This window comes from Streptomyces yunnanensis, assembly GCF_029011865.1.
GTDB lineage: Bacteria > Actinomycetota > Actinomycetes > Streptomycetales > Streptomycetaceae > Streptomyces > Streptomyces yunnanensis.
The window spans coordinates 1,886,891-1,905,870 of the sequence record NZ_CP095749.1 but is presented as its reverse complement, the minus strand read 5'-3'; the positions used below and the strand labels follow the sequence as shown (position 1 = coordinate 1,905,870).

The following is an 18,980-nucleotide window of genomic DNA, read 5'->3' as shown; positions in this document are numbered from 1 at the left end:
GCCGCCCCGGCGGACGGTGTCCGATCATGGAGACATGACCGACTCGTACGTCCGGGTGCGCGGCGCCCGTGAGCACAACCTCCGCGGTATCGATGTGGACATCCCGAGGGACGCGCTGGTCGCGTTCACCGGGGTGTCCGGATCGGGCAAGTCCTCGCTGGCCTTCGGCACCCTCTACGCCGAGGCGCAGCGCCGCTACTTCGAGTCGGTCGCCCCCTATGCCCGGCGGCTGATCCACCAGGTCGGCGCGCCCAAGGTCGAGGAGATCAGCGGGCTGCCGCCGGCCGTCGCCCTGGAGCAGCGCCGCTCCGCGCCCACCTCCCGTTCCTCGGTCGGCACCGTCACCACCCTCTCCAACACCCTGCGGATGCTCTTCTCCCGCGCCGGCGACTATCCGGCCGGCAGCACCGGCCGGCTCGACTCCGACGCCTTCTCGCCCAACACCGCCGCCGGCGCCTGCCCGGAGTGCCACGGGCTGGGCACCGTCCACCGCGTCACCGAGGACTCCCTCGTCCCCGACGCGTCCCGCTCCATCCGCGACGGTGCCGTCGCCGCCTGGCCCGGTGCCTGGCAGGGCAAGAACCTCCGCGACATCCTCGCCACGCTCGGCCACGACATCGACCGCCCGTGGCGCGACCTCCCGCCCGCCGACCGCGAGTGGATCCTGTTCACCGACGAACAGCCGGTCGTCACCGTCCACCCGGTCCGCGAGGCCGGCCGCATCCAACGGCCCTACAAGGGCCAGTACATGAGCGCCCGGCGTTACGTCCTGCACACCTTCGCCGACTCCAAGAGCGAGACGCTGCGCAAGCGCGTCCGCCAGTACATGACCGCCGAGCCCTGCCCGGTGTGCGGCGGACGCCGACTGCGCCCCGAGGCGCTGGCGGTCACCTTCGAGGGCCGGGACATCGCCACCCTCGCCGGCCTGCCGCTGGCCACCCTCGCGGAACTCCTCCGCCCCACCGCCGCCCGCCCCGGCGACGCACCCGCGCCGGCCCTCGCCCGCGACCTGGTCGCCCGCATCGAGGTCCTCACCGAACTCGGCCTGGGCTACCTCAGCATGGACCGACCCGCGCCCACCCTCTCCGCCGGCGAACTCCAGCGCCTCCGCCTCGCCACCCAGCTGCGCTCCGGCCTCTTCGGCGTGGTCTACGTCCTGGACGAACCCTCCGCCGGCCTCCACCCCGCCGACACCGAGGCCCTGCTCACCGTGCTCGGCCGCCTCAAGGAGGCCGGGAACACCCTCTTCGTCGTCGAGCACGACATGGACGTGGTCCGGCACGCCGACTGGATCGTGGACATCGGCCCGCGCGCCGGGGAGCACGGCGGCCGGGTCCTGCACAGCGGCCCGGTCGCCGCCCTCGCGGACGCCGAGCACTCCGCCACCCGCCGCTTCCTGTTCGCCGCCGCACCGCCCCCCGCCCGTACCCCGCGCACGCCCACCGGCACCCTGGCTCTGCACGGCGTCACCCTGCACAACCTCCGCGACCTGGACGCCGCCTTCCCGCTCGGCGTCTTCACCGCCGTCACCGGCGTCTCCGGGTCCGGCAAATCGACCCTGGTCACCCGGGTCCTCGCGGAGGCCGTCCAGGACCACCTGGGCACCACCGACCCCCGCCCGGACGCCGACGACACCACCACCACCGAGGACCAGGACACCGGACCGGCGCCCCGCGCCCGGCTCACCGCCGCCACCGGCCTGGAGACCGTCGACCGGCTGGTCCGCGTCGACCAGAAGCCCATCGGCCGCACCCCGCGCTCCAACCTCGCCACCTACACCGGCCTGTTCGACGCCGTCCGCAAGGTCTTCGCCGCCACCGACGAGGCCCGCGCCCGCGGCTACACCGCCGGCCGGTTCTCCTTCAACGTCGCAGCCGGCCGCTGCGAGACCTGCCAGGGCGAGGGCTTCACCGCCGTCGAACTCCTCTTCCTGCCCGGCACCTACGCCCCCTGCGCCGACTGCCACGGTGCCCGCTACAACCCCGAGACCCTCCAGATCACCTACCGCGGCCGGACCGTCGCCGACGTCCTGGGCCTGACCGTCGACGACGCGGCCGGGTTCCTGGCCGACGTGCCCGCCGCCGCCCGCAGCCTGCGCACCCTGAAGGACGTCGGGCTCGGCTATCTGCGGCTCGGCCAACCCGCCACCGAACTCTCCGGCGGCGAGGCCCAGCGCATCAAGCTCGCCGCCGAACTCCAGCGGGCCCGCCGCGGCCACACCCTCTACCTCCTCGACGAACCCACCACCGGTCTGCACCCCGCCGACACCGAGGTGCTGCTGCGGCAGTTGCACGGCCTGGTGGACGCCGGCAACACCGTCGTGGTCGTCGAACACGACATGGGCGTGGTGGCGGGCGCCGACCACGTCATCGACCTGGGCCCCGGCGGCGGCGCGGAGGGCGGCCGGATCGTCGCCGCGGGCACCCCCGCCGAGGTCGCCGCCGCCCCCGGCAGCCGCACCTCCCCCTACCTCACCCGAGCCCGCAGTAGGGCATACCCGGAGCGTTCTTGACGGTCCGCTAATGTACGCGGGTCAGTTCACCTCGCGGTTCGGCACAGAGACCGGCTGCGGCACGACGAAGGGGCACCACCCGTGGCAGACATAGAGCAGGCCAAGGCCACGTTCGCGAAGTTCGACGCGGACGGCGACGGCCGGGTCACGCCGGACGAGTTCAAGAGCGCGATGGCCGCGATGGGCGACCACCTGGTCACCGGCCCGATGGCCGAAGCGGTCATCAAGGCCAAGGACAGCGACGGTGACGGCCTGATGTCCTTCGACGAGTTCTGGAAGTCGGTCCAGGGCTGAGTCGCGGGACCGGGCCGGAGCCCGGTCCCGCCGCTTGACCGCGGTGCGTTCAGCGCCCGCCCCCGGCCGGCCGCCGCGGGGCCGCGGTGAGCGCGCCCGGCGTCCCCACCGGCGGCGGGGCCGCCCCCTCGCCGGTGCCCCAGCGGGACGGCTCCGGGCCCACGGAGAACGCCAGCGCACGACCGGCGCGCAACTCGGCGGTGGTCAGATAGGTGCGGTCCCGGGGCGTGCCGTCGAGCCGCACCGACTGGACGTAGCGGTGGGCGGACGAGGTGCCCGGGGCCAGGACGGTGAAGCGGCCGGCGGGGTAGTACCGGCGGTCCAGGGTCAGGTCCACCCGATCGAAGACCGGGGTGCTCAGGCCCCAGGTGTCGGTGCCCGGCTGGACCGGGAAGACGCCGATCGAGGAGAGCACCATCCACGCCGACATGGTGCCCAGGTCGTCGTTGCCGGTCATCCCGGTGGGGGTGTCGGTGAAGAGGGTCAGCGCGGCGTGCACCACGTCGGTGGTCTTCCAGGGCTGCCCGGTGGAGAGATAGGTGTACGGGGCGATCAGGTCGGGTTCGTTCTGCGGGTTGTACTTGTCGGCGTTGTAGTAGTCGTAGGGGCCGTTCACCCACACCTCGCGGGCCGTCCTCGCCGGGTCGGCGAGCAACTGCCGGTAGGCGAAGAAGGAGTCGAGCCGGGCCGTGGCCTTCTCCTTGCCGCCGATCAGCGCCACCATCCCCGGCAGGTCCTGCGGCACCAGCCACTGGTACTGCCAGGCCGTGCCCTCGTGGAAGCCCTCGCTCTTGGCCGGGTCGGCGGGGCCGGCGAAGGCACCCGAGGCGTCCCGGGCCCGGAAGAAGCCGGTGGAACGGTCGAAGAGCGTGCGGTAGTTGAGCGCCCGGGCGGCGTACCGTGCGGCGTCCGCGCGGTGGCCCAGGTCGCGCGCCATCTGCGCCAGCATCGCGTCCGACAGGGCGTACTCCAGCGTCGCCGAGGCGCCGTGGTCGAAGTCGGAGTCACCGGGCTTGGTGTGCGGGCGGCCCTTGAGGTACGGCGCGTAGCCGTTCTTGAGGTAGGCGGCGTTCGCCTCCCGGCCGACGGCGGGGGAGGCGGCCGGCGGCACCCCGTCGGCGTTCTTCCGCAGCGCGGCGTACGCCTCCTCCTCGTGGCCCTTGAGCAGTCCCTGACGGTAGGCGTTGGTGAGGAACGGGGTCACCGGGTCGCCGGTCATGATGTTGGTCTCGACGGTGCCGTAGCCCCACTTGGGCAGCCAGCCGCCCTCCTTGTCGATGCGCAGCACCGACAGCGCCATGTCGCGCGCCTCCTGCGGCGCGAGCAGCGACAGCAGCTGGGTCTGGGTGCGGTAGGTGTCCCACAGCGACCAGTTCTGGTAATAGGTGAACTCCCGTGCCCGGTGCGGGCGTTGGTCCCAGCCGGTGTAGCGGCCGTCCACGTCGGAGCCGAGGTTCGGGGCGAGGAAGGAGCGGTAGAGGGAGGAGTAGAAGGTCCGGCGCAGGGTGCGGTCGCCGCCGCGCACCCGCACCAGGCCCAGCCGCCGCTCCCAGGCCGCGTCCGCCGCCGCCCTCGCCCGGTCGAAGGAACTCCCGCCCTCCGCCGCGAGGTTGCGCGCCGCGCCGGCCGCGTCCACGTAGCTCAGGGCGGTGGTCGCCTCGACGACGCGGTCCTTGCGGGTGTCGAACCGGACGTAGGCGCCGTTCCGGCCGGGCCCGGTGGAGTCCCCGGACCCGGGCGTCACGGTGCCGCCGCGCCACGTCCCGTACGCGGTGAACGGCCGGTTGAAGCGGGTCACGGTGTAGACGGTGTACGGCCGGGTGTCCTGGCAGAAGCCGCGGCCGGTGATCGCGGTGCGGACGGTGCGGGAGTCCAGCACCTCGACGCGGGTGGAGACCGTCCGGTGCAGCGACTGGCCGGCGTTGAGCAGCACATTGGCCCGGTCGGTGGCCGGGAAGGTGTAGCGCTGGCGGCCGGTGCGGGCGGTCGCGGTCAGCTCGGCGGTGATCCCGCCGTACGAGGTCAGCCGGACGCGGTAGGAGCCGGGGCGGGCGGACTCGCCGTCATGGGTGAAGGCCGCGGCGTACTTCGCGTCGTCGGTCTCGGTGACGGCGCCGGTGGTCGGCAGGACCGGCAGGTCGCCACCGAGCCCGCAGCCGACCCCGGAGATGTGCACCGAGCCGAATCCGCGGATGTGGTCGTCGTCGTAGTCGTAGCCGGTGGTGTGCCCGGTGTCGGGGGAGAGCTGCACCATGCCGAACGGCACCGCGGCCCCGGGGTAGGTGTTGCCGTCGTTCCGGCTGCCGATGAAGGGGTTGACCAGGTCGGTGAGGCGGCCACCGGGCGGTTCGGCCGGCGCGGCGGGGGCGGCGTGCGCGGCCGGGGCGGTGAGCACGCTCCCGAGGAGCACGGCCGCCACCGCCGCGCCCGCGGTGCGCGGCCGGGTGCGTCGGGTCCAGGGCATGGGCAGACCTCCAGGAGGGCCGACAACGTTGTCAGGGCGGGCTCATTCTTGGGCCCGGGGCAGGGCGCGTCAAGGGGCCGCGATGCGCCAACGCCCCTCGCCTACCCTTGCCTTGTGCAACTCTCGGAACCACCCCCGGCAGACCGGGACACGCGACCGGAACAGCCGGACCCGGCCGTTCCCGCCGCCCTGCCCGCCGCGTTCGTCCGGTACGCCGTCGCCCTGGACGCGGTCGAACTCGCCTGGGGGTACCTGCACGCCAGGCTGACCGCCGAGGACACCGTCGAGCTGGCGTTCCTCCGGCGCTGCGACCTCGGGACGGAGGGGATCGCGTTCGAGCGGATCCACCGGGCGGGCGCTTCGGTGGCGACGGGTCGGACCGCCGAACTCCACGCCGTCTGCCGGGAGATCGCGCCCGCCGACGAGGACGGGGACGGGCGTGATGCGGGGCGGATCTGGGACCACCTCGCCGGCTGCCGCCGGGCCGACCGCGGCGACCGGACCGTGGCCGAGTCCCGACTCGCGGCCGGCCGCGCCGAGTTCCTGCTCGCCCGGGCGGTCCCCGGCCGGGGCATGAACTGGCAGGAGGACTCCGCGCTGCTCGGCACCGACCGCCCCGAGGAGGTGGACGCCGCCTTCGCCCGCGGCGAGGAACGCGTCGGCGTCGCGGTCATCGGCCTGGCGCTCACCCACCCGAGCCCCCAGGCGATCCTGCCCCGCGTCGCACGGACCCTGGAGCGGGCCCTGGCGGCGGACGACGCCGGCCTGCGCCACCAGGGCATCGTCGCGCTGGCCCACACCGCCCGGCTGCACCGCACGGTGGACGCCCGCTGTCTGGCGCTGCTGCGCCGCTGCCCGCGCGACACCGAGGCCGACATGGACCTCTGGGCGTACGTTCCGCGCCGCCGCCTGCCGTGGTGGCTGTGGTGGCACCGGAGCGTCGGGCAGCGCTGGCGAGCGGCGCGGCGGCGGTTGCGGCGGTTGCGGCGGCGCGACTGAACCCGCCCGGCGGGCCGCCCCGCCCGGGCGTCATGCGTCGCGTGCGGCGCCCGTCCCGTGCGGCGCGCGGGGCGCCGGCTCCGCCCGCAGCCCGGGCGCCAGCACCACCGTCACCCCCATCGACGCCACCGCGAGCGCCGCCATCGCCCGCCCCGGCGGGAGCCCTTCGGCCAGCGCCCCGGCCAGGGCGGCGCCCACCCCCTGGCAGGTGAGCATGCCGGAGGAGTGCAGCCCGAGGGCGTGGCCGCCCAGCTCGTCCGGGGTCAGGGCCATCAGCCGGTCCTGGAGCAGCAGGCCCGAGGCGTAGCCGAGGGTGGCCAGCAGCACCGCCGCCACCGCCACGGCCGTCGGCGGCCGCACCGCGAAGACCAGGTACGGCCCGGCCAGCAGCAGACACAGCGGGACCGCCAGACGGCCCGCCCGGTGACGGGGGACCCACCGGCCGACGAAGGTGTCCCCGATCAGCATGCCGAGCGCACCGCAGGCGAACAGCAGCCCCGCCTGCCGGGGCGCGTACGGCACATAGAGCGACTCGCAGCCGACGATCAGGCCGTTGGGCAGCCACAGCGCGAGGTAGACGGACCGCCGCGGCCGGTCCGTCCACAGCAGGGCGTTGACGCGCCGGGTCCGGGCGAGGGAGGGGCGTCCGGTGGCGCGCGGCGGCCGGGCGGCGAGGCCCCGGTGGGCGACGGCCGCCCCGGCGGCGTACAGCGCGGCCGCGACCAGCAGGGTGCCGCGCGGCGAGAGCGTCGCCACCAGCGCCCCGCCCACCGCGAAGCCGCCGATCTGCAGCACCCCCGACGCCATGCCGAACACCGAGCGGCCCAGGAGGTAACCCTCCCGCGCCAGCAGCTCGTTGAGCAGTCCGTACCGCACCCCGCCGCCCAGGGAGGCCAGCACCCCCAGCACCGTCAGCACCGCGAAGGACGCCCACAGCGGCAGCCCCGGCAGGGCCTGGACGGCGGTGCCGAGGGCCGGCAGCAGGCCCAGGCCGGTCAGCGCGGCGCGCGGCGGCAGCCGGTCGGCCGCCGACAGCAGCGTGGCCGCGCCGACCACCTGGGCCAGGGCCGGGCCGAACATGGCCAGGGACGACAGCAGCGGCGAGCCGGTCGTCCCGTACACCAGGGTGCCCAGGGCCAGACCACCGACCGTCTGCCCGGCCACCTGGCAGGCGGACGCGACGAGGAGCGGGGAGAACTCCGGCGTGCGGAAGAGCTCGCGATAGGTGCGCATGCCGGGAGTCTCCGGGCCGTCCGGCGCCCCGACGTACAGTTTCGCGGGCGCGCGAAACGAGCGCGCAACGAGGGGGCGGCGGGCATGGGTTGGTGGCAGGTCGACGCGGACACCCTCGCCGCGGGCCGGTTCGTCGTCTCACCGCTGGCCGAGACCACCGCCGCCCTGAAGACGCTGCACCGCGGCAGCGCCGGCGACCCGGGCGAACGCGCCTGGCTCGACGCCCGACTGCCCGCCTACCGCGCCCGCCTGGCCGACGACCCGCCGACCGCCCTGCTCGTGCGCTGCGCCCTCGGCCCCGCCTGGAACGCGACCTTCCTGACCCCGGCCCCGAGCGGCGACCGCGACCAGGACTTCCCCGCCGAACTGGCCCGGGTCCGCGACACCCCGCCGGCCACCGCCCGCACCGACCTCGTCGAGGCCCGCGGCGGTGCCCCGCTGCCCGCCGCCCTCCGCGACCGCGACGACCTGCCGGAACGCGCCGCCGCCCTGCTCGACTGGGTCTGGCGGCACACCGTGCTCCCGGACTGGCCGCGCCGCCGCCGCGTCCTGGAGGCCGACGTGCTGGCGCGCACCGCCCGGCTCGGCGACGGCGGTTGGGCCGCGGCCCTGGACGGGATGCGCCCCGGCCTGCGCTGGCTCGGCGAGAACCGCCTGCGGATCGGCGTGCACGGCCAGCCGCCGCGCCAACTGGACGGGGTCAGGCTGCTGTTCGTGCCCGTCACCCCGCGGCAGTCCTGGCTGTGCTGGGACACCGGCGGACGCCGGCCGCACCGCTCCGCGGTGGTCTACCCCTGCTCCGGTGCGCTGGCCGAGCCGGACCGGCCGCCGGCGCCCGGGGCGTTGGCCGCGCTGCTCGGCCCCGGCCGGGCGGCCGTCCTGGTGCTGCTCGGCACGCCGAAGAGCACCACCCAGCTCGTCGCGCTCACCGGCCAGGGCCTGGGCTCGGTCGGCCGGCACCTCCAGGTCCTGCGCGACGCCCGCCTGATCGCCCGCCGCCGGGCCGGGCGCAGCGTGCTCTACCGCTGGACGGAGGCCGGCGAGGGGGTCGTACGGGCCGTCACCGCCGCCCCGCGGCCGTCCCGTCCGCCCTCGCCAGCTCCGACTTCCGGTAGGAGTACGAGAAGTAGATGACCAGGCCGACCAGGAACCACACCACGAACCGCACCCAGGTCTGCCACTCCAGGAAGGTGATCAGCCACAGCGAGAAGCACACCCCGATCGCCGGGACCACCGGCATGCCCGGCGTGCGGAAGGTCCGCGGCAGTTCGGGGCGCCGGTAGCGGAGCACGATCACCGCGACGCACACCACCACGAACGCCAGCAGGATGCCGATGTTGGTCAGTTCGGCGGCCTCCCCGATCGGCAGGAAACCGGCGATCAGCGCGGACGCCGCCCCGACGATCCAGGTGACCCGGACCGGCACGTGGTGGGTGGCGCTGGTCTTGGCGAACCACTTGGGCAGCAGCCCGTCGCGGCTCATCGAGAACCACACCCGGGTCACCCCCAGCATGAAGGTGAACATCACGGTCAGGATGCCGATGATCGCGCCGACCGCGATCACGTCCGCCAGCCCGGTCAGCCCGACCGACTTGAAGGCCGAGGAGAAACCGCTCTCCGGGTCGATCTGCCGGTAGTTCTGCATGCCCGTCAGCACCAGGCAGGCCAGCACGTACAGCACCATCGACACGGCCAGCGAATACATGATCGCCCTGGGCATGTGGCGCTGGGCGTCCCGGGACTCCTCGGCGGCGGTGCTCATCGCGTCGTAGCCGAAGACCGCGAAGAAGACGGTGGCCGCGCCGGTGAACGCGCCGCTCACCCCGAACGGGAAGAACGGCCGGTAGTTGCCGGTGTCGAGGTGGAAGAAGCCGACCCCGATGACGACCAGCACCACCAGCACCTTCAGCCCGACCACGATCGTCTCGAACCGTGCGGCGTTCTTGATGCCCAGGGTCAGCAGATACGCGATCAGCAGGCACAGCACCGCCGCGAAGAGGTCCACCCGGTGCCCGGGGCCGGTGCCGGGCGCGCCGAGCAGCCACGCCGGCAGCTTCAGGCCCAGCTCGCCGAGCAGGAAGGAGAAGTAACCGGAAATGCCGATCGCGACCACCGCCACGATCGCGGTGTACTCCAACAGCAGGTCCCAGCCGATGAACCAGCCGGCCAGTTCGCCCAGCACCGCATAGCCGTAGGTGTACGCAGAGCCCGCCTTCGGGATCAGCCCGGCGAACTCGGCGTAGGAGAAGGCCGCCGCGGCGCTGGCCACGCCCGCGATGAGGAAGGAGACCAGCACCGCCGGGCCGGCCTTCTCGTGCGCGACGGTGCCGGCGAGCGTGAAGATGCCGGCGCCGATGATGCCGCCGACGCCGATCGCGGTCAGTTGCCACAGCCCGAGTTCGCGGGTGAGCTGCTGGGACGCGGTGCCCTCGGGCTCCTCGATGTGCTCGATGGGTTTACGGCGCCATACGCCCTCTCCCGCGCGCAGCAGGCGTGCCATGGGTGATCCCTCCGTACGCTCGGTACGTGCCCGTCGTGGTCCGACGGCGGATCATCATGGACCGCCGGCCACGCCGGACGAAGGCGACGCGGCGGCGGGGAGCCATTCGGCCCCGGTGCTTCAGCCCGTGTCCTCCAGTCGGAAACCGACCTTCAGACCGACCTGGTAGTGGTCGATCCGGCCCTCGACGATATGGCCGCGGACCTGCGTGATCTCGAACCAGTCGAGATTGCGTAGGGTGTTGGAGGCGCGCTTGATGCCGTTCTGGATCGCGGCGTCCACGCTCTGTTGGGACGTCCCCACGATCTCGGTGACGCGATAGGTGCGGTCGGTCACGGTGGTCTCCCTCGTCGGGGCGGCACTCCGCCCGTCCACCCTCCACCGTGCCTCAGCCGCGCCCGGCCCACCAGCGGAGCCGGACACGACCTAAGGGACGACCGTGACCGGCCACCGGCCGGCCTTCACCAGGCGCACCGCGACCGAGCCCATGATCCGGTGCCCGGCGGACTCCGAGGCGCCCACCACCACCGCGTCCGCCCTGAGCTCGTCGGCCATCTGCACCATGCCGTTGTACGGGTCCCCGCGCAGGGTGTGGAACTCCCACCGCAGCTGGTATATCCCGTCGAGCCGCTCGGTGGCCCGGCGGATCTCGGCCATCAGCTCCTCGGCCACCTCGTTGGTGGCGTCCATGACCGGCGCGCCCAGCGCGGCCCCGGTCGCCAGCACCGGCTGGACGTAGACCATCACCAGCTTCGAGCCCTGGCGCCTGGCCAGTCCGGCCGCGTACGCCGCGGCGCGCCAGGACGAGTCGGAGCCGTCGACGCCGACGACGATGACCTTCGGGCCGTCCGTTCCGCGCTCGAACCGCGCGGCTGCATTGTCCTCCACACCAGCGAGGTTATCCGCACACACGTGCAGAAGCCCCTAGGGGGCGGTGGGGTGCGCGCCGCCGTCCTCGGATGCCGCGGGCGCCGGCGGCCAGCGGTCCGGGGCGAGCACCCCCAGCACATACGCCTTCGCCACCAGCGCGGTGCGGCCCTGCACGCGCCAGCGGCGGGCCAGCCGGGTGAGGTGGTAGTTCACCCCGTCGACGGTCAGGCCCAGGGCGCTGCCGATCGCGGCGGTGGTCGCCCCGCCGGCCGCCAGCGCCAGGATCCGGGCCTCGACGGGGCTGGCCGCGGCGCGCGGCACGGCCGGCGGGGCGGCGGCGGTGGCCCCGCCGTCCTCCCGCAACAGGGCCAGCAGCGCCGGCGGCGCCGCGGACGGGTCGCCGACCGGATCGATCGTCAGCTCCCCCTGCCGCTCCGGCTCGCCGGGCCCGGTCCGCCACCGCACCTCGACCGGATAGCGGGACCGCCGGCCCAGCCGCAGCGCCTCCATGATCCGGGCGATCTGCGCAGGGTCCCGCGGCCGGAACCGGTCGAGCAGATTGCGGCCGCGCAACTGCCCGGGGGCCGCGCCCCACTGCGCCGCCATCGCCGGATTGGCGATCAGCACCAGACCGTCCACCCGGCACACCGCGATCGGCGTGGGGATGCGGTACAGCAGCATCACGAAGTAGTCGCGGTAGGCGTTGGCCGGCGGTGGCGGGTCGGGCAGGGCCTGCGGCTCCCGGCGTGGACAGTCCCCGCCCGTGTCGTCCTCCGGCGCACCACCGTGCGTCGCTCCGCCCATCGCCCGGTTTCCGCCCTTTCTCCCGTGCCGCCGGCCGCCCCTGCCCCATCCTCGCCCCGCGCGCAAGAGTGCGCGACGACGAACCACTGCACAATCATGCAGTTCCCCGGGGCGAGGGCGGTCACCGGGCCGGTCACGCTGGAGGCATGACCGACACCATCGCGCCCCGGACGGGCGACCTCACGGACGCCACGGGCGCCCCGGTCGCGGACCTCACGGCGACCGGCATCAGCAACACACCCCTACAGCAGGCCATGGACCTCGCCCGGATCCACGGCCCGGCCTTCACGCGCAAGTTCGGTGCGCGCGAGACCCTGTTCCTCTCCTCCCTCGACCTGGTCACCGAGGTCTCCGACGAGACCCGCTTCGCCAAGGGCGTCTCGGTGATCCTGGAGGACGTGCGGGAGTTCGCCGGTGACGGTCTGTTCACCGCCTACAACGACGAGCCCAACTGGGCCAAGGCCCACGAACTGCTGATGCCGGCCTTCGCGCTGGGCTCGATGCGGACGTACCACCCGGCGATGCTGAAGGTCGCCCGCCGGGTCATGGCGGCCTGGGACGGGCGGATGGCCGAGGGCCGCCCCATCGAGGTCGCCGACGACATGACCCGGATGACGCTGGACACCATCGGACTGGCCGGCTTCGGCTTCGACTTCGAGTCGTTCGCCCGGGACACCCCGCACCCCTTCGTCGAGGCGATGGTGCGCTGCCTGGAATGGAGCATGACCAGGTTCGCCCGCCAGCCGGGCACCGACCACTCCGCCACCGACGCGGCGTTCCGCGCGGACGCCGACTACCTCGCGTCCGTCGTCGACGAGGTGATCGCCGCCCGCCGGGCCGGCGGGGAGCAGCGCGACGACGACCTGCTGGGCCTGATGCTCGCCGCCGGGGACGGCGACGGTGCGCACCAGGGCCCGGTCCTGGACCTCGCCAACATCCGCAACCAGGTCATCACCTTCCTGATCGCCGGCCACGAGACCACCTCCGGCGCGCTCTCCTTCGCCCTGTACCACCTGCTCAAGGATCCGGTCGCGCTGCGGCTGGCGCAGCGCGAGGCGGACGAGCTGTGGGGCGACGCCCCCGAGCCGGACCCCTCCTTCGAGGACATCGGCAAGCTGGCGTTCACCCGCCAGGTCCTCAACGAGGCGCTGCGCCTGTGGCCGACCGCCGCCGCCTTCACCCGCCAGGCCCGCACCGACACCGTGCTCGGCGGCCGCTACCCGGTCGCGGCCGGCGAACTGGTCACCGTCCTCACCCCGATGCTCCACCGCGACCCGGCCTGGGGCGACAACCCCGAGGCGTTCGACCCGTTCCGCTTCACCCCGGAGGCCGAGGCGGCCCGCTCCCCGCACGCCTACAAGCCCTTCGGGACCGGCGAACGCGCCTGCATCGGGCGGCAGTTCGCGCTGCACGAGGCGACCATGCTGCTGGCGCTGCTGGTGCACCGCTACCGGCTGATCGACCACACCGGCTACCGGCTCCGCGTCAAGGAGACCCTCACCCTCAAGCCCGACGGCTTCACCCTCGCGCTCGCCCCCCGCACCCCCGCCGACCGGGCCGCGGTCCGCGCCGCGCTGGCCGTGCTGCCCGGCGGGTCCGCCGAAGGCGCCGCCGCCGGCGCCGCCCCCGACGACGGCCTGCCCACCCGCGTCCCACAGGACACCGGCCTGCTCCTGCTGCACGGCACCAACTACGGCACCTGCCGGGAGTTCGCCGAGCGGCTCGCCGACGAGGCCGCCGCCCTGGGCTTCGCCACCGACGTCGCCCCGCTCAACGCCTACGCCGGCGGACTCCCCGCCGACCGCCCCGTCGTCATCGTCGCCGCCTCCTACAACGGTCAGCCGACCGACGACGCCACCGACTTCACCGCCTGGCTCGCCACCGCGCCCGAGGGCGCCGCGGCCGGCGTCAGCTACGCCGTGCTGGGCGTCGGCGACCGCAACTGGGCCGCCACCTACCAGCAGGTCCCCACCCTCATCGACGACCGGCTGACCGCGCTCGGCGGGGCGCAACTGCTGCCGCGCGCCGAGGCCGACGCCTCCGGTGAACTCATGGGCACCGTCAAGGAGTTCGCCGTCGCACTCCGCGTCGAGCTGCTGATCCGCCACGGCGACCCGGCGACCATCGGCGACGCTACCTCCGACGCCGTCGACGACTCCGGCTACACCGTCGCCGCGCTCACCGGTGGCCCGCTCGACGCGCTCGCCGCCCGGCACGAACTCGTCCCGATGACGGTGACCGAGGCGTACGACCTGACCGCCGAGGGCTGGCCGCGCCCCAAGCGCTTCCTGCGGCTGGCGCTGCCCGACGGCGTCAGCTACCGCACCGCCGACCACCTCGCCGTGCTGCCGGTCAACACCCCGGAGGCGGTGGCCCGCACCGCGCGGGCGCTCGGCGTCGACCTGGACACCGTCCTGGCGCTGCGCCCGCCCGCCGGCCGCCCGGCCCGCGCCACGCTGCCCGTCGACCGTCCGCTGACGGTCCGCCAACTCCTGGCGCATCACCTGGAGTTGAACGCCCGCCCGACCGGCGAGCAGCGTGCCCTGCTCGCCGCCCACAACCCCTGCCCGCCCGAGCGGCACGCCCTGGAGAACCTCTCCGAGGACGATCCGCGCACCCTCGTCGAGCTGATCGAGGCGCACCCCGCGCTGCGCGGCGCACTGCCCTGGCCGGTGGTGCTGGAGCTGCTGTCACCGCTCCGCATCCGCCACTACTCGCTGTCGTCGTCGCCCGCCGCCGACCCCCGGCATGCCGACCTGATGGTCTCGCTGCTGCCCGGCGGCACCGGCTCGACGTATCTGCACACCCTGCGGCCCGGTGACACCCTGCTGGCCCGGGTCCAGCCGTGCCGGGAGGCGTTCCGCCTCGACCCGGCCGACGACACCCCGGTCATCATGGTCGCCGCCGGCACCGGACTGGCGCCCTTCCGCGGCGCCGTCGCCGACCGCGTCGCCACCGGCCGGACCACCCCGGCCCGGCTCTACTTCGGCTGCGACGACCCCGACGGCGACTTCCTGCACGCCGCGGAGTTCGCCGCCGCCGAGCGGGCCGGCGCGCTCGCCGTCCGCCCCGTCTTCAGCGCCCGCCCCGAGCGCGGCCACCGCTTCGTCCAGCACCGGATCGAGGCCGAGGCTGCCGAGGTGTGGGAGCTGCTGCGGGCCGGGGCCCGGGTCTACGTCTGCGGGGACGGCAGCCGGATGGCCCCCGGCGTCCGGGCCGCCTTCCGCGCCGTGCACCGGGCCGGCACCGGCGCCTCGGAACAGGAGTCGGAGGCATGGCTGCGTGAACTGACCGCCTCCGGCCGCTACATCGAGGACGTCTACGCGGCCGGCTGACCCCCCGGCCGAACCACCGGCGGCGGGTGCGGGATCCTCCCGCACCCGCCGCCGATCGTCGATTGCAGAACCTAGTCCTCGGCGCCGTCGTCCGCGCCGGCCGGCCGCGCGGTCATCCCCGACACCATCCCCGACAGCTGCACCAGGAGCAGCACCACGCCGGTCATGAGGAAGTTCCGCACCGCGGCCTCGACCCCGTTCCACTGCTTCGACTGCCACATCGAGAACCACTCGCCGCCGATCGCCCAGAACCCGGCGCCGAAGAGCACCATCATCATCAGCAGCCCGACGGTGGCCAGTCGCCGGGCCCGCGGGGCACCGCCGGACCGCCCCCGCAGCGCCCACAGCGCGGTGGCCGCCAGCAGCACCAGCGCCGCCGCCGACTCCCAGACGATCACCGCCACATACGCGGCGTCCTGCACCGTCCGCGAGGTGATGGCCCGCCACATCAGGTCCGGGTCCTGGAAGGTGGTGTCCATCGCCAGCACATGGCGGACGTACGCCTGGTTGGTGCCGAAGTCGGTGATGTTCCCGAAGGCCACCAGCGTGATGTAGAGCGCCACCATCCCCGTCAACACCGCGGCCGCCCAGGACAGCCCGCTGGAGGTGGTCGCGTTCCCCCGGTTTTGCATTCGTACGCCCTTTCGTTCAGTCGTTCGCGTCGCTGACCGTATCGTGCCTGCTCCCGTTCCGCTTACCGACCGCCAACTCCCGTACGCTGCTGACCGACCAGGCAGGACACCAGGGGAAAGCGGGGAACATGAACAGGAAGCGGTGTGCGGGAACGGTCGCCGTCGCGGCGGCGGCGATGATCGCGGCGACCGGCCCGGCGGGCGCGGAGCCGGCCACGGCGACGGCCGCCACGACGACCTCCTCCACCTACGACACCACCACCGCGGTCGGGGTCCACAACGCCTACGAGAAGGCCAAGTACCCGTACTTCGCCGATGCGTTGGACTCCGGAGCCGCCCTCGTCGAGGTGGACGTCTGGACCAACGGCCTGGGCGTGTCGTGGCGGGTCGCGCACAGCAACCCGCTGGGGAACAACAGCAACTGCGTCGGCGCGACCACCGCCGCCGAACTGCGCACCAAGGACCGCAACCAGGGCTTCGCCGGCTGCCTCGCCGACATGCGCGCCTGGCACGACGCCCACCCCGGCCACCGCCCGATCCTCGTCAAGGTCGAGATGAAGGACGGTTTCAACGCCAAGGGCGGGCGCGGACCGGCCGAGTTCGACGCCCTGATCCGGCAGAAACTCGGCGACGCGGTGTACGGCCCGGGCGAGCTGGCGGCCGGCCACACCACGCTGGACGAGGCGGTGCGGGCCGGCGGCTGGCCCTCGCGCGCCGACCTGGCCGGCAAGTTCCTCTTCGAGCTCATACCGGGCACCGTCGAGGAGAACAACCCGCTCGACAAGCTGTGGACCGACGTCGAATACGCCGGCCACCTCAAGGACCTAGCCGCCCGGGGCCAGTTGGGCCGGGCCACCGCCTTCCCCGCCGTCCACGGCGCCGCGCCCGGCGACCCCCGGGAGCGCTACGCCGACCCCGCCCTGCGCCCCTGGTTCGTGGTGTTCGACGGCGACGCGGCCACGTACCTCGACGGCACCATCGACACCTCCTGGTGCGACGCCCGGCACTACCTGCTCATCATGACCGACGCCCACAAGGTGCCCCCGGCCCTCGACCCCACCCACCCCACCGAGGTCGAGGCGCTGGCCCGGGTCGGGAAACTCGCCGCCGCGCACGCCAGCTTCGCCACCGCCGACTGGTACCCGCTGCCGTCGGTCCTCGCCACGGTCGTCCCGCGCGGCGGCGCCTGACGGCCCTAGCCCCGGACGGCCCGCCGGTACAGCTCCGCCACGTCCGACCCGAAGCGGCTGCTGTACGACGTGGTGTCGTCGCCGCCCTCGTCCTGGCCGCCGATCACCCCGATGAGCGAGCCGGTGCCGGTCACCGGGTCGACGTCGGTGAGCATCGGGCCGCCGCTGGTCCCGTTGGGGAAACCCGCGCAGGGGAAGCGGAGCTGGCTCGGCCCCTCCGCGTCCGCGGTGTGCCGACAGCTCACCGGGGTGTCGCGGTCGGACGGGTAGCCGGTCAACTGCGCCGGTCGGCCGGGCGGGGCGTCGAACCGGATCTGCTCGGCGCCGGTGACGTCCTCGATGCGCTGGTCCGTGCCGCCGTGCCGGCGGACCCGGAGGAACGCCACGTCGTGATCCGGGTCCCGGTCGCTGATCCAGCGCGGATCCACGTCGATCCGGGTCGGCACCCACAGCCCGTACGGCGCGACCCCGTCGTGCAGGCCGGGCGCGAAGACCAGCCGGGTGCGGAACCCGCCGTCGTGGACGCAGTGCGCGGCGGTGGCGACGAGGTTCCCGGCAGGGGAGTGCACCACGCTGGCGGTGCAGTAGTGACCGGCGTCGCCGTCGTCGCCGGGGGAGAAGAGCGCGCCGACCGGCGGCGCGGGGGTCGCCGCACTGGCCACCAGCGGGCGGGAGACGGGCAGCGGGGCCGGCGCGCCGTCGGCCCCGCGCGCGGTGGTCGCCGCCGGTCCCGGCACCTCGCGGTACGGACCGGCCAGCACCGCGGCGGCGGCCCGGTCACCGGCGGACCGCGAGGCGAGGTACGTGCCGGTTGCCGGGTTCCCGGGCGCCACGTACGGGTCCTGCCGCGCGGCCTTCAGGGCCAGCGCCGTCCCGCCCACGACGACCGTCAGTATCCCGAGCGTCAGGGTCACCCGCAGCGGCACCCCCGCGCGGGCCCGCCCGGTGCGGACCGGCCCGCCGGGCTCCGGCGGTTCCGGCGCCGGCCCGGACCGGGCCGCCCCGGTCGTGCCGGGCGCGCACCGCGCGTCCTGTTCCGCCGCCCCGGGCTCGCGTTCGCTCGTCTCCACCAGGTGCCGCCTTGCGCTTCAGCCGGCGCCGCCGCACCGCGCGCCGTCGTGCGGGGCGGGGGCAGCGCCGGAACCAGACATTTCAACCAGTCTGATGCACGGCGGCGCGTAGTGGTTCGGTTCGACGGCCGATCACGTGTGCGGCTGGGCCGGCAGGGTGACGCCGAGCCCGGCCAGGTTGTGCCGGATCAGGGTCTCGGCCATCCCGAACTCGTTGGGGAAGTCCATCGGGACGATGCCCAGGCCCCGCCAGGCGCTGCCCTCGGCGCCCTCCAGCAGGCTCTTGACCCGCGGATTGAGCCGGTCGGCGTTGGACCGCGGCGGCAGCAGGGCGGCGGTCGAGACGTAGTTGACGAAGAGCTTGCCGGGCTGGGCGACGGCCTTGCGGAACTGCGCCTCGACCTTGGGGTACTTCCCGATCGGCTCGGTCATGTAGTCGTCCTGGATGTCGAACAGCGCCGGGTCGGCGTACCGCACCCCGCCCAGCCCGTCGGAGTCCGCCAGCAGCACGACCCGCCCCCGGGCCGCGCCCAGCGTCGGCAGGCCCTGCTCCAGCCGGAACAGCGAGCGGTAGCCCTTGCCGTCCAGGTAGATCCCGAAGATCCGGCGGAACTCCGCCGCGGAGACCTCCGAGTACTCCTGCTTGACCCGCATCAGCACGGTCTCGGACGGGTGCGCCCGCAGGAAGTCCCGGCAGGCGTTGAGCACGTCGCCGAACATCAGCTCCTGGAAGAACGCGCCGTGGTGGATCGCGAAGACGTCGTCGATGGCCCGGCAACGGACGTCCAGGAACCGGATGCCGGAGGCGAGTTGGTCGGCGACCGAGGTGTTCTGGCACTCCACCCAGGGCCCGCCGATCCGGGCGCCGGAGTCATGGGTCCCGGGGATGCTCAGCCGCTGCACGGGCGTGGCGTCGCCGAGGGCGGACATCCAGTCCCGCACCGACACCGCGGCCGGGGCGGCGGCCGCCGCGGACCCGCCACCGCCGATGCCCGCGAGCAGCCCGGCGGCGGACAGCCCCGCCGCGCCCCTGAGGAAACTCCGCCGATCCAGCGCCGTGCCCATGCCCTGCCCCTC

General features: G+C 74.3%; 15 protein-coding genes. 6 read left to right on the top strand and 9 right to left on the bottom strand.

The window, feature by feature from the left end:
• The first annotated feature begins 34 nt into the window (after window positions 1–34).
• Together uvrA and MOV08_RS08360 are read left to right on the top strand one after the other, a co-directional pair.
• Window positions 35–2,512, top strand: coding sequence for an excinuclease ABC subunit UvrA (uvrA, locus tag MOV08_RS08365; protein WP_275306886.1), 2,478 nt, complete (start codon window positions 35–37; stop codon window positions 2,510–2,512).
• Window positions 2,513–2,593: 81 nt separating this feature from the next.
• The gene (locus MOV08_RS08360) at window positions 2,594–2,806 is read left to right on the top strand and encodes an EF-hand domain-containing protein (protein WP_039630690.1); all 213 of its coding nucleotides are present in this window, start codon (window positions 2,594–2,596) and stop codon (window positions 2,804–2,806) included.
• Between the two features lie 49 nt (window positions 2,807–2,855).
• Here MOV08_RS08360 and MOV08_RS08355 read toward each other — a convergent pair whose 3' ends face one another.
• Window positions 2,856–5,270, bottom strand: coding sequence for a GH92 family glycosyl hydrolase (locus MOV08_RS08355; RefSeq protein ID WP_275306885.1), 2,415 nt, complete (start codon window positions 5,268–5,270; stop codon window positions 2,856–2,858).
• A 114-nt stretch (window positions 5,271–5,384) separates the two neighbouring features.
• Here MOV08_RS08355 and MOV08_RS08350 point away from each other — a divergent pair, with 114 nt between their 5' ends.
• Window positions 5,385–6,269, top strand: a complete 885-nt coding sequence (locus tag MOV08_RS08350) for a hypothetical protein (protein WP_275306884.1) — start codon at window positions 5,385–5,387, stop codon at window positions 6,267–6,269.
• 30 nt (window positions 6,270–6,299) lie between these two features.
• On the opposite strand, the gene MOV08_RS08345 is transcribed toward MOV08_RS08350, so the two are convergent.
• Complete coding sequence (locus MOV08_RS08345) at window positions 6,300–7,502, bottom strand: MFS transporter (RefSeq protein ID WP_275306883.1); 1,203 nt, start codon at window positions 7,500–7,502, stop codon at window positions 6,300–6,302.
• An 84-nt stretch (window positions 7,503–7,586) separates the two neighbouring features.
• Here MOV08_RS08345 and MOV08_RS08340 point away from each other — a divergent pair, with 84 nt between their 5' ends.
• On the top strand, window positions 7,587–8,636 hold the full coding sequence (locus MOV08_RS08340) for an ArsR/SmtB family transcription factor (protein ID WP_275306882.1): 1,050 nt from the start codon (window positions 7,587–7,589) through the stop codon (window positions 8,634–8,636).
• On the opposite strand, the gene MOV08_RS08335 is transcribed toward MOV08_RS08340, so the two are convergent.
• From MOV08_RS08335 to MOV08_RS08320, 4 genes are all read right to left on the bottom strand, one after another.
• A complete protein-coding gene (locus tag MOV08_RS08335) occupies window positions 8,563–10,002 on the bottom strand; it encodes an amino acid permease (RefSeq protein ID WP_275306881.1) in 1,440 nt (479 codons plus the stop codon). The two genes, MOV08_RS08340 and MOV08_RS08335, sit on opposite strands and share 74 nt — an antisense overlap.
• 120 nt (window positions 10,003–10,122) lie before the next feature.
• Window positions 10,123–10,338: a dodecin gene (locus MOV08_RS08330; RefSeq protein WP_039630682.1), complete on the bottom strand. Its 216-nt coding sequence runs from the start codon at window positions 10,336–10,338 to the stop codon at window positions 10,123–10,125.
• A gap of 90 nt (window positions 10,339–10,428) precedes the next feature.
• A complete protein-coding gene (locus MOV08_RS08325) occupies window positions 10,429–10,890 on the bottom strand; it encodes a universal stress protein (protein ID WP_039630679.1) in 462 nt (153 codons plus the stop codon).
• Between the two features lie 36 nt (window positions 10,891–10,926).
• A complete protein-coding gene (locus tag MOV08_RS08320; RefSeq protein WP_052286600.1) occupies window positions 10,927–11,676 on the bottom strand; it encodes a PAS domain-containing protein in 750 nt (249 codons plus the stop codon).
• 146 nt (window positions 11,677–11,822) lie between these two features.
• Here MOV08_RS08320 and MOV08_RS08315 point away from each other — a divergent pair, with 146 nt between their 5' ends.
• Window positions 11,823–15,011 carry a cytochrome P450 gene (locus MOV08_RS08315; RefSeq protein WP_275306880.1) on the top strand — a complete coding sequence of 1,063 codons (3,189 nt, stop codon included), beginning with the start codon at window positions 11,823–11,825 and terminating at the stop codon, window positions 15,009–15,011.
• A gap of 71 nt (window positions 15,012–15,082) precedes the next feature.
• Here the strand turns inward: MOV08_RS08315 and MOV08_RS08310 are convergent, their stop codons facing one another.
• Window positions 15,083–15,643: a DUF2165 domain-containing protein gene (locus MOV08_RS08310; RefSeq protein WP_275306879.1), complete on the bottom strand. Its 561-nt coding sequence runs from the start codon at window positions 15,641–15,643 to the stop codon at window positions 15,083–15,085.
• A gap of 128 nt (window positions 15,644–15,771) precedes the next feature.
• On the opposite strand from MOV08_RS08310, the gene MOV08_RS08305 reads away from it, so the two are divergent.
• Entirely contained in the window at window positions 15,772–16,833 is a 1,062-nt protein-coding gene (locus MOV08_RS08305; RefSeq protein WP_275306878.1) for a phosphatidylinositol-specific phospholipase C domain-containing protein, read from the top strand.
• A 5-nt stretch (window positions 16,834–16,838) separates the two neighbouring features.
• On the opposite strand, the gene MOV08_RS08300 is transcribed toward MOV08_RS08305, so the two are convergent.
• Both MOV08_RS08300 and MOV08_RS08295 read right to left on the bottom strand, forming a co-directional pair.
• A complete protein-coding gene (locus MOV08_RS08300) occupies window positions 16,839–17,903 on the bottom strand; it encodes a trypsin-like serine peptidase (protein ID WP_275306877.1) in 1,065 nt (354 codons plus the stop codon).
• Window positions 17,904–18,035: 132 nt separating this feature from the next.
• Window positions 18,036–18,968, bottom strand: coding sequence for a phosphatidylinositol-specific phospholipase C (locus tag MOV08_RS08295; protein WP_039630675.1), 933 nt, complete (start codon window positions 18,966–18,968; stop codon window positions 18,036–18,038).
• Between the last annotated feature and the right edge of the window lie 12 nt (window positions 18,969–18,980).